The sequence below is a fragment of the Agrobacterium radiobacter genome, assembly GCF_040801995.1.
GTDB classification, from domain to species: domain Bacteria; phylum Pseudomonadota; class Alphaproteobacteria; order Rhizobiales; family Rhizobiaceae; genus Agrobacterium; species Agrobacterium radiobacter.
In genome coordinates this window covers 1520295-1534546 of the sequence record NZ_JBEGHX010000001.1, presented here as the reverse complement: position 1 = coordinate 1534546, position 14252 = coordinate 1520295, and the positions used below count along the sequence as shown (strand labels likewise).

The following is a 14252-nucleotide window of genomic DNA, read 5'->3' as shown; positions in this document are numbered from 1 at the left end:
TTATTCATCCGGTTGGTCAAAAAATGCAACTGCAATATTAGCCATCGCGTTTGTGCCGCAGAGCCTCCACGAAAAGGCCTTGATCTGTTCATTTCCGGTACAGAACGCTTTGTTCATCATGGGAACCGAAGTGTGTGCCGGGCGTTGACCAGCGCCTGCACGCGCAGCCGGAATCACGATGTCGCAAGACTGGCGACCAATAATGGCAGATGAGGAAACACCGATGCTGAAGAAGAACACATTGCTGACGGGGGTGGTTTTCCCCCTCATGTCGCTGGCGATTGCGGTGGAGCCGGCCGCGGCCGGTTTTGCCGGTGCCGCGCGGGCGCAGGCGCTTCCCGGACAGGCGACGACCGGTCAGGTGATTCTGGCGCAGGCACAGCCGGAAGAGCCGAACCCGGAAGAAGAACTGCGCAAGCGGCGCAAGCAGGCCGAAGAGGCGCAGCCGCAGGCCGAGCCGCAACGCCAGGAGCGTGCACAGGAGCCGCCGCGTGAGCCGGAGCCCAAACGCGAAGCCGCGCCCGCCGAACCGCGCCCCGAGCCGCAGAGGGAACCCCAGCGTGAGCCGCAGCCCGAACCCCAGCGGGAACCGCAGCAGCAGCGCGAGGCCCGCCCGGAGCCCGTGCCGGCCGAACAGCCGCAGGAGCGTCCCCGCAAACCAGAACGCGCACAGGAGCCGCAGGGCGAGGGCGAACAGCGCCCGGCACGCCAGCGCGAGGCGGCACCCGAAGCCGCACCTGCCGAGGAGCAGCCGAAGGAACGTCCGCGCAAGCCCGAACGGGCCGAGCAGCCCGCAGGTGAGGGTGAGCAGCAGCGTCCCCGTAAGGAGCGCGCGAAAGAACCTGCAGCCGAACAGGAGCCCGCAGCACGCCCTGAAAATGCCGAGCAGCCGGCCAAGCCTCGCGAGCCGGCGCCTTCCAAAAAGCCGCAGGTAGAGGAAAAGGCCCCGGAACAGAAAACCGAACCGGCTGAAAAAGCCGTTCCGGAGAAAAAGCCTGCCGCCCCGGAGCCGGCAGTGAAGGAAGCACCGGTTCCGACCGAAGCCCCGACGCCCGCACGTCCGCCGGCGCCCGAGGCCCAGCCCAATCCCGCACCGGGTCGTCAGCCTTCCGAACAGCCGCCGGTAGAGGGCCAGGGTAGAACTGAACCTGCAGCCCCGCTGCCAGGCGCGCCGACGCCTCCGCCGCCGAGCGGTACGACGACCGGACAGGCGCCGGCCGGCGAACCCGTGCCCAATCAGGTCGCTGTTCCGCAGACGGAAGCGCCGCCGATGACGAAGGAAGAGCTGGACAAGGCCAAGGCCATTGCCAAGGACCCGTCCAAGACCGCCGATACCGTCATTCTGCCGGTCGACAAGGGTGCCGCCGTTCTCGACAGCGACAAGGAAGTGGAACGCTCCGGCAACCGCCAGACCCGCGAGGAGCGCCGTCGTGAACGCGAGCAGGCCGGCGACGTGAAGGTTCCGACATCGGACGCCGAAGCGCAGCGCGCCGGCGCCGCCGAAGGCAAGGCTCCGCCACCGCCCGTCAAGATGGAGGCGATCACCTCCCAGCAGGGCGAACGTGTCGATCGTCGTCCGCAATATGAGCGGCCGGAAGGTGTGCGCGAATGGCAGCCGCGCGAAGGCCGCCCGCGCGATCGGGATCGTGACGGCGATGCGCCGATCATCCTGCAATTCGGCGACCGTGTCGTGGTGCGCGGCGATGATAACCAGCGCTTCATCCGCGATGGTGGTGAGCCCTACTACGAGCGCTTGGGCGGCGGCCGTGTCCGCGAAACCGTGGAGCGCCGCGATGGAACGCAGGTGGTTACGATCCGCAACCGTTATGGCGACGTGATCCAGCGCTCGCGCATCGATGATCGCGGCCGCGAATATGTGCTGTTCTATGCACCGGAGCTGATGGAAGATCCGGACCGTGATTATGTCTATCGCGACCCCGGCCTCGACCTGCCGCCGATGCGCCTGCGCATTCCCGTGACCGATTACATCATCGACACGTCGAGCGATCCGGACCGCGATTATTATCGCTTCCTGGAACAGCCGCCCGTCGAACCGGTGGAGCGGGTCTATTCGCTGGATGAAGTGCGTTATTCGGCCCGTATCCGCGACAAGGTGCGCCGTATCGACCTCGATACGATTACCTTCGCCACAGGCAGCGCGGAAATTCCGATGGCGCAGGCACGCTCCCTGCGCAAGGTGGCTGATGCCATCAACAAGGCGCTCAACAAGAACCCGGGGGAAACCTTCCTGATCGAAGGCCATACCGATGCCGTCGGTTCGGATGAAAGCAACCTCGTTCTCTCGGACGAGCGCGCCGCTTCCGTCGCCAATGTGCTGACCGATGTTTACGGTATTCCGCCGGAAAACCTCGCGACTCAAGGCTATGGCGAGCGTTACCTGAAGGTTCAGACACTTGGCCCGGAACAGCAGAACCGCCGCGTCACCATCCGCCGCGTGACGCCGCTGGTGAAGCCGGTCGCCCAGAACTGATCAGGTTCAGGAACTGAAAAGAAAAAGGCCCGGAAAGCGCAAGCTTTCCGGGCCTTTTTTGTTGGTTGCGAGGCCTTCTGCTTTCACACCGTCATCCTCGCCCTTGAGGCGAGGATCCATTCCTGCGAGCGCATCGTGGATCCTCGGATCAAGCCTGAGGATGACTGAGAAGACGATTTTTTCTTCAGTTCAGCGCCACGGCGATCTCAGCAGCAAGCTGCGCATTGTTGCGCACCAGCGCAATATTGGTCTCCAGGCTGCGGCCATCTGTGAGGCGGAAAATATCGCCGAGCAGGTAGGGGGTGACTTCCTTGCCGGTGACTTCGTCGCGCTCGGCGTGCGAGATGGCGCGGTTGATGTAGATTTCCATCTCCTCGCGCGGAATTTCGTCTGCTTCCGGCACGGGATTGGCCACCAGCATGCCGCCTTCGATGCCCAGCTGTTCGCGGGTTGCCTGGAAATTGGCAATCGCCGCCGGGCTATTGAGCGAAAGCGGGCTCGAAAGGCCGGAGGAGCGGGACCAGAAGGCCGGGAATTCTTCCGACCCGAAGGTGACGACAGGCACGCCGTTGGTTTCGAGAACCTCCAGCGTCTTCGGAATATCGAGAATGGCTTTCGCGCCGGCGCAGACGACGATCACGCCGGTCTTGGCAAGCTCGGTCAGATCGGCGGAGATGTCGAAGGTCTCTTCCGCGCCCTTGTGCACGCCGCCGATACCGCCTGTCGCAAAAACGCGGATGTCGGCGCGGGCGGCGGCGATCATGGTGGCTGCAACCGTGGTCGCGCCCGTGCGGCGCTCGGCGATGGCAAAGGCGATATCGGCGCGCGAGACCTTCATGGCGTCGGTTGTCTGGGCAAGCGCCTCAAGCTGGTCCTTCTCAAGACCGATATGCAGCGTGCCGTGAATGACGGCGATGGTGGCCGGAACCGCACCCTGATCGCGGATGATCTGTTCGACGCTTTCGGCCATCTCGATGTTGCCGGGATAGGGCATGCCATGGGTGATGATGGTCGATTCAAGCGCCACGATCGGCGCGCCGCGCTGCTTGGCTGCGGCGACTTCCTGAGAATAGACGATGGGCAGGAGCGGGGAGATGGGGCGGGTCATGGCATCTGTTCCAGTTTTCAAAAGCGGGTTCATGCCAGCATTTCAGCCTGGGGAACAAGCCCCAACATGGCTTCGACACTGTCTTTTGATAGTTCATGCGAGGTGGCGAAGGGGGACTGCACGGTGATGGCCGCCGCGGCCGCCCCCTGTCGCAAGGCCTCCGCAATCGTCTTTCCCTCGGCGATGGCGGCGAGATAACCAGAGGCCATGGCGTCGCCCGCACCGGTGACATCCTTCACCTCGCGGATGAGAGGCGGGTGGAGGATTGCTTTTTCCGTTCCATTGAAGGCAACGACTTCGCTTGCGCCGCGGGTAACGACGCCGCCGCAAAGCCCGGCCTTGCGCAGAATATCCGGCCAGTCGCGGACATTGGCGGCCGTCTCGCCGGTCAGCGCGCGGGCTTCCGCCTCGTTCATGAAGAGGATGTCGATATCGCCGAGCGCCGCTTTCAGCTTCACCGCCTTGGCGGGCGATATGGCAATGGCCGCCAGCGGTTTTTCGCAGGCGCGGGCAACGAGGCCGAGCGCCGTCAGCGTATCATCCGGCAGATTGGCGTCGCAAAGCAGAATATCGCTGGCGGTAATGGCTTCGCGCACGGCGCGTATCTTCAGGCGGCGCGGGGTGAAGAGCTTGTAGAGGTCCATATCCGCAAGCGCGATGACGAGGTTGCCGTCACGCTCCAGAATGGCGGTGTAGCTCGGCGTGCGGCGGTCGAGGAAGGTGAAGGGCGTGTCTTCAACGCCCGCCTGCTTCGCAGCCTCCGCCACCGCTTCGCCTGTCACGTCACCGCCGCGCGGAGCAATGATGCGGACCTGAAAACCGAGGCGGGAGAGATTGCGCGCGGCGTTGAAACCGCCGCCGCCGGCCTCTTCCATCCACGAGCCGGGGTTGCTCGCGCCGGGCGCCGTCTCAGTCTCGATCATGCCGCGCCGGTCGATATGTGCGCCGCCCAGAACGAGTATTTTCTTCACGCTTGCGTTTCCCTCTTTGGCGGATGGAAAGACCGGACGATTCGGCCTAAACTGACGTCTTCCTGACCTCGCATCCGGTTTGCGGCGATGGGCCGGGCACGGAAAAACGAAAGCAGAACAAACTACTTATCGCTATTTGTTTTCAATATGCTGGCTCAGCCTTGCGAAATGAGAACAAATAGAGTACATACCGTTTCCATACTGCTTCATTGCCTGTGCGGCTTCAATAACCTAAAGGTGGTTCGGATGGCACAAAATTCTTTGCGTCTCGTAGAGGATAAATCGGTGGATAAAAGCAAGGCACTGGAAGCGGCGCTCTCCCAGATCGAACGGTCGTTCGGCAAGGGATCGATTATGAAGCTCGGTTCCAATGAAAATGTGGTTGAGGTGGAGACCGTTTCGACGGGTTCTCTCAGCCTGGATATCGCGCTCGGCATCGGCGGTTTGCCGAAGGGGCGCATCGTTGAAATTTATGGCCCGGAAAGCTCGGGTAAGACGACGCTGGCGCTGCAGACGATTGCGGAAGCCCAGAAGAAGGGCGGCATCTGCGCCTTCGTGGATGCCGAGCACGCGCTCGATCCGGTCTATGCCCGCAAGCTTGGTGTGGATTTGCAGGGCCTTCTGATCTCGCAGCCGGATACGGGCGAGCAGGCACTTGAGATCACCGATACGCTGGTGCGCTCCGGTGCGGTTGATGTTCTCGTGGTTGACTCCGTTGCGGCGCTGACGCCGCGGGCGGAAATCGAAGGCGAGATGGGTGACAGCCTGCCGGGTCTTCAGGCCCGCCTGATGAGCCAGGCGCTGCGCAAGCTGACCGCTTCGATCTCCAAGTCGAAATGCATGGTCATCTTCATCAACCAGATCCGCATGAAGATCGGCGTCATGTTCGGTTCGCCGGAAACGACGACAGGCGGTAACGCTCTCAAGTTCTATGCGTCCGTTCGCCTCGACATCCGCCGTATCGGCGCCGTCAAGGAGCGCGAAGAGGTTGTCGGCAACCAGACCCGCGTCAAGGTCGTCAAGAACAAGATGGCTCCGCCCTTCAAGCAGGTGGAATTCGACATCATGTATGGCGAGGGTGTTTCCAAGACCGGTGAGCTCGTCGACCTCGGCGTGAAGGCCGGTATCGTCGAGAAATCCGGTGCATGGTTCTCCTATAACAGCCAGCGTCTGGGGCAGGGGCGTGAGAACGCCAAGACCTTCCTGCGCGACAATCCGGAAACGGCAAATGAGATCGAACTGGCATTGCGCCAGAATGCCGGTCTGATCGCCGACCGCTTCCTGCAGAATGGCGGCCCGGATGCCGGTGAAGGCGACGACGGCAGCGACGAGGGCTGATGCATTCCGCGAAGGTCCGGGCGTCGCCGCCCGGAGCTTTTGCTGAAATGGTATAGATCAAGAGGGCCGCGCGATTTTTATTCGCGCGGCCCTTTTTCTTTGCCTATATGTCTTGCTTCGCCTCCATGGCTGGACAGGGCAGGATGCGGACGATAAAAGCCAGTGATTTTGCAATATAGCCATCATTTCCGGTGGCGGTGATGGACTCCAGCTGTGAGCGGTGTGTGGGCATGAGCGGTGTGAATGAAATTCGGTCGACCTTTCTCGACTACTTCAAGAAGAACGGACATGAGATCGTGCCCTCCAGCCCGCTGGTGCCGCGCAACGATCCGACACTGATGTTCACCAATGCCGGCATGGTGCAGTTCAAGAACGTCTTCACCGGTCTTGAAAGCCGTCCTTATTCCACGGCCGCTTCGGCGCAGAAATGCGTGCGCGCCGGCGGCAAGCATAACGACCTCGACAATGTCGGTTATACCGCCCGCCACCACACCTTCTTCGAAATGCTCGGCAATTTCTCCTTCGGCGATTATTTCAAGGAAGAAGCGATCACCCATGCCTGGAACCTGATCACCAGGGAATTCGGCATCGACCGCAACCGTCTGCTGGTGACTGTCTATCACACCGACGACGAGGCCTTTAACCTCTGGAAGAAGATTGCCGGTTTCTCCGACGACCGTATCATCCGCATTGCGACCAGCGACAATTTTTGGGCAATGGGCGATACCGGTCCCTGCGGTCCCTGTTCGGAAATCTTCTATGACCACGGCGATCATATCTGGGGCGGCCCGCCCGGCTCGCCGGAAGAGGATGGCGACCGTTTCATCGAAATCTGGAACCTCGTCTTCATGCAATATGAGCAGCTGACGAAGGAAGAGCGCATCGACCTGCCGCGTCCGTCGATCGACACGGGCATGGGTCTTGAGCGTATTTCCGCGCTGCTGCAGGGCAAGCACGACAATTACGATACGGATCTGTTCCGCGCGCTGATTGCTGCTTCCGTGGAAGCGACCGGTGTTCCGGCCGAAGGTGAAAAGCGCGCCAGCCACCGGGTCATCGCCGACCATCTGCGCTCTTCCGCCTTCCTGATCGCCGACGGCGTCCTGCCGTCCAATGAAGGCCGCGGTTATGTCCTGCGCCGCATCATGCGTCGCGCCATGCGCCATGCCGAGCTTCTCGGCGCGCGCGAGCCGCTGATCTACAAGCTGCTGCCAGCGCTGGTACAGCAGATGGGCCGCGCCTATCCGGAACTGGTTCGCGCCGAGGCGCTGATTTCCGAAACGCTGAAGCTTGAGGAAACCCGTTTCCGCAAGACCCTGGAGCGCGGCCTGTCGCTTCTCTCCGACGCCACCTCGACCCTGCACAAGGGCGACATGCTGGACGGCGAAACGGCTTTCAAGCTTTACGACACCTATGGTTTCCCGCTCGATCTGACGCAGGATGCGTTGCGCGCCCGCGAAATCGGCGTCGATATTTCCGGCTTCACGGACGCCATGCAGCGTCAGAAGGCGGAAGCCCGCTCGCACTGGGCCGGCTCCGGCGACAAGGCGACCGAAACCGTCTGGTTCGAACTGAAGGAAAAGTTCGGCGCGACCGAATTCCTCGGTTACGATACGGAAACCGCCGAAGGCGTCATTCAGGCGATCGTCAAGGACGGCAAGTCGGTGGACAGCGCCGCCGAGGGCGAGACGGTCCAGATCGTCGTCAACCAGACACCGTTTTATGGCGAGTCCGGTGGCCAGATGGGCGATACCGGCGTGATCTCCGGCGACAATGGCGCCTTTGCCGTTTCCGACACCCAGAAAAAGGGCGAAGGCCTGTTCGTGCATACCGGCACCGTTTCCAAGGGCGGATTGAAGCTCGACGAAGCCGTGCAGCTGACGGTCGATCATGACCGTCGTTCGCGTCTGCGCGCCAACCACTCCGCCACCCACTTGCTGCACGAGGCGCTGCGCGAGGTGCTTGGTACGCACGTTGCTCAGAAGGGTTCGCTGGTCGCACCCGAGCGTCTGCGCTTCGACGTTTCGCATCCGAAGCCGATGTCGGCCGAGGAGCTGAAGGTCGTCGAGGAAATGGCAAACGAGATCGTCTTGCAGAACTCGCCTGTCGTGACGCGTCTGATGAGCGTTGACGACGCCATCGCCGAGGGTGCTATGGCGCTGTTTGGCGAAAAATACGGCGATGAAGTCCGCGTGGTTTCCATGGGCACCGGCGTTCACGGTGCGAAGGCCAACCGTCCGTACTCGGTCGAGCTTTGCGGCGGCACCCATGTTGCCGCAACCGGCCAGATCGGCCTTATCCGCATTCTCGGCGAAAGTGCCGTCGGTGCGGGCGTGCGCCGTCTTGAGGCCGTAACGGGTCAGGGCGCGCTTGCATATCTCGCCGAGCAGGATGAGCGCGTAAAGGCATTGGCTTCGTCGCTGAAGGTTCAGCCGGGCGAGGTACTGTCGCGTGTCGAGGGACTTCTCGACGAGCGCAAGAAGCTGGAGCGCGAGCTTGCGGATGCCCGCAAGAAACTCGCAATGGGCGGCGGTTCGTCGGATGCCGGTGCAAACGACGTCCAGCAGGTCGCGGGCGTCAATTTCCTGGCGAAATCCCTCTCCGGCATCGATGCCAAGGACCTCAAGGGCCTTGCCGATGAGGCCAAGGCCAATCTCGGCTCGGGCGTCGTGCTTTTGATTGCCGTTTCCGAAGATGGCAAGGCAAGCGCTGTTGCGGCCGTGACGGAAGATCTGACGGCCCGTTTCAGCGCCGTTGATATCGTCCGCACCGCGTCTGCCGCACTTGGCGGCAAGGGCGGCGGCGGTCGCCCTGATATGGCGCAGGCCGGCGGCCCGGATGGCGCCAAGGCGCAGGATGCCATCGAAGCGGTGGCGGCGGCCCTGGCGGCCTAGTGAGAGCAAATTCAAAAAGGGCGGGGTTTTACCCCCGCCCTTTTGATTCCGGTTCAAGCCTCCGGCGCAGAACAGCGGTTCCCGTCTTTCAGCCCGTCGCCTGCAAGTCCTTTGCCGCTTCCTCATCGAGCTGGGCGGCCCGCTTGAAGGCCGGGCGTTCGGTGAGATGGGCCATGTAATCGAGAAAGGCCGGGCGTTTTTCGATCGTGCCGAAATGCAGCCCCCAGCCGATATGGGCACCGACATAGACATCCGCTGCGGTAAAGAGATCACCGGCGATAAAGCGGTTTTCGCTGACGGCCCGTTCAAGCGTATTCATCACATCCGCATAGCTGCCGCAGCCGGCCATGCGCAGCTTCTCCTTCGGCACTTCGAAACCCATCGCCTTCATGCTTGCCGCCATTTCCAGCGGGCCTGCGGCAAAGAACATCCAGCGATAATAAAGCCCACGTGCCTTGGGCGTGGGCGCAAGGTTCGCGCCGGGAAAGGCATCGGCGAGATAGGCGCAGATCGCTGCCGCCTCGGTGACGATCGTATCGCCGTGTTTGATGGCGGGCACCTTCGCCATCGGATTTATCAGCCGGTAGGCGGGCGATTTCATCGAGGTCTCGAAACCCAGTATTTCCGTTCGGTATGGAACGCCCACTTCCTCGAGCATCCACCGCGCGATGCGTCCGCGCGACATAGGGTTGGTGTAGAAGATCAATTCACTCATGCTTTTGCCTCCCCAAGCAAAATCCTCGAAGCATCCCGGGAAAACCGATGCGGATTTCGCGCCTGCGCTTCGCTTTTTTTAAGTCCGCAGCATCCTTCGCGTGTTCCCTAAGACCGCGCTGATGCTCCGATGAACGTTTGACTGTGCCGGGCAAGTTATGTGCAAGTAGATGCTATTTAAGTTTTGTCTTATTGTTGTACTGGCCGCAGCACGCGGAATCGAAGTCTGCGCCTAGTACAACAGCTAATCAAGATACTGTGAACAAAAAAGAAACCAGACGTTTCAGCTCTACGGTACACATAAAAAACCCGGCGCTGAGGCCGGGTTTTGAAGTCGCTGGGAAAGCAGGCTTAAGCCGCCATCGCCTTCTTGAGGTTCTCGTCGATCTTGTCGAGGAAGGCGGTGGTGGAGAGCCAGGGCTGGTCCGGACCGATGAGGAGGGCCAGATCCTTGGTCATGAAGCCGCTTTCAACGGTGTCGACGCAGACGGTTTCGAGCGTCGTTGCGAACTTTGCGAGCTCGGCATTGTCGTCTAGCTTGGCGCGGTGGGCGAGGCCACGTGTCCAGGCGAAGATCGAGGCGATCGAGTTGGTCGAGGTTTCCTGACCCTTCTGGTGCTGGCGGTAGTGGCGCGTAACCGTGCCGTGCGCAGCTTCGGCTTCGACTGTGCGGCCGTCCGGTGACAGAAGAACTGAGGTCATCAGGCCGAGCGAGCCGAAGCCCTGCGCAACCGTGTCGGACTGCACGTCGCCGTCATAGTTCTTGCAGGCCCAGATGTAGCCGCCGGACCACTTCAGCGCGGAAGCGACCATGTCGTCGATCAGGCGGTGCTCATAGGTGATACCGGCTTCGTCGAACTGCGCCTTGAACTCGCTCTGGTAGACTTCTTCGAAGATGTCCTTGAAGCGGCCGTCATAGGCCTTGAGGATGGTGTTCTTCGTGGAGAGGTAGACCGGCCACTTGCGCATCAGGCCGTAATTCATGGATGCGCGGGCGAATTCGCGGATCGATTCATCAAGGTTGTACATTGCCAAAGCAACGCCGGCGCTCGGGGCGTCGAAGACGTCCTTTTCGATGACCTGACCGTCTTCACCGACGAACTTGATGGTCAGCTTGCCCTTGCCGGGGAACTTGAAATCGGTTGCCTTGTACTGGTCTCCGAAAGCGTGACGGCCGACAACGATCGGCTTGGTCCAGCCGGGAACGAGGCGCGGAACGTTCTTGCAGATGATCGGCTCGCGGAAGATGACGCCGCCCAGAATGTTGCGGATCGTGCCGTTAGGGCTCTTCCACATCTGCTTCAGGCCGAATTCCTCGACGCGGGCTTCATCCGGGGTGATCGTGGCGCACTTGATGCCGACGCCGTGCTTCTTGATGGCGTGCGCCGCATCGACCGTGACCTGGTCGTTGGTGGCGTCGCGGTTTTCAACCGAGAGGTCGTAATATTCGATGTCGAGATCGAGGTATGGCAGGATCAGCTTGTCCTTGATGAGCTGCCAGATGATACGGGTCATTTCGTCGCCGTCGAGATCGACGACCGGATTGGCTACCTTGATCTTTGCCATGAATTCCTCACCTTCGAAGCTGTGGCGTCTGATAACGCCGGTATTCGGAAAAATATCCGGTGCGGCTATAGCATTGCGAGCGTCTGAGGCAAAGCCATAGGGGGCGCTTTTTTGGCGCAGCGCAATAACGCTTTGCGCATTGCCAAACCATAATGCCGGAATACAGTCAGGCGAATCGCTTCGCCCGCTTGTCGGGCCTATCCCGGGATCACATCATGCGGAATATTCTGCTTCTGACTGCCGCCGTCCTCTTTTCCCACAGCGCCCTTGCTGCCGGGCCCGCCGATCCCGTCCAGAAGGTGATGGATATCACCGTCAAGAACTGGTCCGGCGATGCGGAGAACTGGAAATACATCTTTGATGAGGACATGCTGACCAGCCTGTTCAGCAAGGATTTCGTCGCACAATATCACGAAGCGTCCAAGAAGCCGGCCTACGAGGCAGAAAGCGGGGAGAAGGGTGATCCCTTCGGTTACGATGTCGTGACCAACTCCCAGGATGGCTGCCCGCTGCAGGAAGTTTCAGTGACGGCCGGTGCGGTGAAGGACGGCGTGACTGACGTGACGGCGAAATTCAAGCTCTGGGCCTGCATGGACGAGGCGGAGATGAAGGCGACGGTTGACGAAGTGCATTTCGACGTCGTCGAGGAGGATGGCCGGCCGGTCATCAGCGATATTCATCGCGTTGGCGACGAGGGCAGGGATTCGCTGCGCGAAGAGATGGCGACGATCATCAAGGGGGAGTGAAGAGGACGCTCACACCCCTCCGCCTTTGATTTTAGCGCCGATCTGTGCCAGTGAGGCGCGCTTTAGCGTATCGGTTCGAAAATCGACGCGCCGCTTCAGAAAACGGACAAAAGACGATGGCAGGCACAAACAGCGAGCTTGAACTTGTGGCGGAAGGCCCGGCGATCATTCTGGTCGAACCGCAGCTCGGCGAAAATATTGGTATGGTGGCGCGGGCGATGGCCAATTTCGGCCTCGCCGAATTGCGCCTGGTCAATCCGCGTGACGGCTGGCCGAGCGAGAAAGCGCGCGCTGCCGCTTCCAAGGCCGATCATGTCATCGATGCAACGAAGGTGTTCGAGACGCTGGAAGAGGCGATCAAGGACCTGAACTTCGTTTATGCCACGACCGCGCGCGAGCGTTACGGTTTCAAGCCGGTGCGTGCGCCCGTTACCGCTGCCGAGACGTTGCGTGCAAAGTTCAAGACGGGCGACAGAACCGGCATCCTGTTCGGGCGCGAGCGCTGGGGGTTGACCAACGAGGAAGTGGCGCTGGCCGACGAGATTGTGACATTTCCGGTCAACCCCGCCTTTGCCTCGCTCAACATCGCGCAGGCCGTGCTTTTGATGTCCTATGAGTGGATGAAGTCAGGCATGGACGATCTGGGCGAGACGCTTTTCCAATCGGTCGAGCAGCGGCCTTCGACCAAGGAACAGGTTTTCGGCCTTTTCGAACATATCGAGGAAGCGCTGGACGCGCGCGGTTATTTCCATCCGCCTGAAAAAAAGCCGAAAATGGTCGACAATCTGCGTGCGGTGCTGTCGAGACGCGGCTTTTCCGAGCAGGAAATCAGTGTCTTCCGTGGCGTGATCAATTCGCTCGACCGTTTTCCCCGGCAATGGCCCAAGCAGGCAGGCCGGGCGGGAACGGCAGAGGGAATATTGGCGAAGGGAACCGGGGAGCATGCTGAAGACGAGTGAGGCGGCCGCCGATGTACTGAAACCGGTGCTGGTGTTCGATTCCGGCATTGGCGGGCTGACGGTTCTGCGCGAGGCGCGCGTGCTGATGCCTGAGCGCGGTTTCATCTATGTGGCCGACGATGCGGGTTTTCCCTATGGCGGCTGGGAGGAGGAGGCGCTGAAGGCGCGCATTCTCTCGCTCTTCGAAACGCTGCTGCAGGATTACAGCCCGGAAGTCTGCATCATCGCCTGCAACACGGCCTTCACGCTCGCGGGTGCCGATCTTCGCGCCCGCTTTCCGCAGATGACTTTTGTCGGCACCGTGCCCGCCATCAAACCGGCGGCGGAGCGCACCCGTTCGGGCCTCGTTTCAGTGCTGGCGACACCGGGCACCGTCAAGCGCGCTTATACGCGCGATCTCATCCAGTCCTTCGCCACCCAATGTCATGTCCGTCTCGTTGGCTCGGAAAATCTGGCACGCATGGCGGAAAGCTGGATCAGGGGCGAGCCGGTCTCGGACGAGGCGGTTCTGGCCGAAATAGAGCCCTGCTTCATCGACAGCGACGGCAAGCGCACAGACATCGTCGTTCTCGCCTGCACCCATTATCCCTTCATGGCCAATGTGTTTCGCCGGCTGGCCCCCTGGCCGGTGGACTGGCTGGACCCGGCCGAGGCGATCGCAAGGCGCGCCCGCCATCTGGTGCCGCTGCCACAGGATGCGGAGCACCCTGACGGTTTCGATTTTGCCGTCTTCACATCAGGCAAGCCGGATTTTGCCACCCGGCGGCTGATGCAGGGATTTGGTCTCAGCGTTTCGTTGACCTGAGTTTCGCTGCCCAGCCGCCTGTTGTATTTTTGCATCTGTTTTGCCCGTCTTTTGCAATTCGAGATTGCGGCCTCTTGTCGCGCCGGATTTCTTATGTAAGATGTTTCTCGTCTGTAACCGCTATGAATGGAGGCGTGGAATGACCAATGACATGAATATGCGCCTTAACGGCATGTCTGGCTTTTCCGGCATGGTCTTCGGTGGTTATGTGATGCGAGGCATCTCCCTCCGATAAGGCTTAAAGCCTGATTTCCCTGCCGTTAGGCATTTTCACTTCGTCCGACATGTGACTTGCGCGTCCGCGTGGCATGACTGCTGCGCCCGCCGTTTCGGCATGTCGTTTTCCATCGATAAAGGACCTGGCCGCTTTGCCGCGCCGGGATGGATTTCCCATGCAGAAAAATCAACCATTGGTAGCATATGCGCTGCCGGATGCGGTCGATCGCTTGTTCGTCACATTCGGCGTCTGGAAAACTCTCAAAGCGGTTCTCACAGCCGCGCTGGTGCCGCGTGCGCCGCCGACTGATCCTGCCGATCTGCCTGAGCGCCTTTTGGTCGACATCGGCCTTGACCCCTCGCGCGTAAAGCGGCGGCGGGATTGGGAGGTTCCTCACTGGGCGCCCCGGTTTTGATGTGATGGCCTCTCCCGCGCAGACATGC

At 61.0% G+C, this 14252-nt stretch carries 11 protein-coding genes; 7 read left to right on the top strand and 4 right to left on the bottom strand.

Translation table 11 applies throughout. The features are described 5' to 3' along the window. Positions 1–223 precede the first annotated feature (223 nt). Complete coding sequence (locus MRBLRC7O_RS07715; protein ID WP_080866602.1) at positions 224–2491, top strand: OmpA family protein; 2268 nt, start codon at positions 224–226, stop codon at positions 2489–2491. Positions 2492–2675: 184 nt separating this feature from the next. Here the strand turns inward: MRBLRC7O_RS07715 and MRBLRC7O_RS07710 are convergent, their stop codons facing one another. Together MRBLRC7O_RS07710 and MRBLRC7O_RS07705 are read right to left on the bottom strand one after the other, a co-directional pair. Next, on the bottom strand, positions 2676–3599 hold the full coding sequence (locus tag MRBLRC7O_RS07710; RefSeq protein WP_003507874.1) for a pseudouridine-5'-phosphate glycosidase: 924 nt from the start codon (positions 3597–3599) through the stop codon (positions 2676–2678). A gap of 29 nt (positions 3600–3628) precedes the next feature. Next, a complete protein-coding gene (locus MRBLRC7O_RS07705) occupies positions 3629–4570 on the bottom strand; it encodes a carbohydrate kinase family protein (RefSeq protein ID WP_003507876.1) in 942 nt (313 codons plus the stop codon). 246 nt (positions 4571–4816) lie between these two features. Here MRBLRC7O_RS07705 and recA point away from each other — a divergent pair, with 246 nt between their 5' ends. Both recA and alaS read left to right on the top strand, forming a co-directional pair. Then, positions 4817–5908 (top strand): recombinase RecA, encoded by a 1092-nt coding sequence (recA, locus tag MRBLRC7O_RS07700; protein WP_020012874.1) that lies wholly within the window; start codon positions 4817–4819, stop codon positions 5906–5908. A gap of 230 nt (positions 5909–6138) precedes the next feature. Continuing rightward, entirely contained in the window at positions 6139–8802 is a 2664-nt protein-coding gene (gene alaS, locus MRBLRC7O_RS07695) for an alanine--tRNA ligase (protein ID WP_003507879.1), read from the top strand. A gap of 88 nt (positions 8803–8890) precedes the next feature. Here the strand turns inward: alaS and MRBLRC7O_RS07690 are convergent, their stop codons facing one another. Beyond that, positions 8891–9517, bottom strand: a complete 627-nt coding sequence (locus MRBLRC7O_RS07690) for a glutathione S-transferase family protein (RefSeq protein WP_003507880.1) — start codon at positions 9515–9517, stop codon at positions 8891–8893. A gap of 350 nt (positions 9518–9867) precedes the next feature. Continuing rightward, entirely contained in the window at positions 9868–11082 is a 1215-nt protein-coding gene (locus MRBLRC7O_RS07685) for an NADP-dependent isocitrate dehydrogenase (protein ID WP_080866254.1), read from the bottom strand. A 215-nt stretch (positions 11083–11297) separates the two neighbouring features. On the opposite strand from MRBLRC7O_RS07685, the gene MRBLRC7O_RS07680 reads away from it, so the two are divergent. From MRBLRC7O_RS07680 to MRBLRC7O_RS07665, 4 genes are all read left to right on the top strand, one after another. Beyond that, complete coding sequence (locus tag MRBLRC7O_RS07680) at positions 11298–11828, top strand: hypothetical protein (RefSeq protein ID WP_031234015.1); 531 nt, start codon at positions 11298–11300, stop codon at positions 11826–11828. A 116-nt stretch (positions 11829–11944) separates the two neighbouring features. Then, positions 11945–12787, top strand: a complete 843-nt coding sequence (locus MRBLRC7O_RS07675) for an RNA methyltransferase (protein WP_020810916.1) — start codon at positions 11945–11947, stop codon at positions 12785–12787. Continuing rightward, complete coding sequence (murI, locus tag MRBLRC7O_RS07670; protein ID WP_080866253.1) at positions 12771–13592, top strand: glutamate racemase; 822 nt, start codon at positions 12771–12773, stop codon at positions 13590–13592. The genes MRBLRC7O_RS07675 and murI overlap by 17 nt, the downstream gene beginning before the upstream one ends. A gap of 392 nt (positions 13593–13984) precedes the next feature. Beyond that, positions 13985–14224, top strand: a complete 240-nt coding sequence (locus tag MRBLRC7O_RS07665) for a hypothetical protein (protein WP_003507887.1) — start codon at positions 13985–13987, stop codon at positions 14222–14224. The last annotated feature ends 28 nt before the right edge of the window (positions 14225–14252 follow it).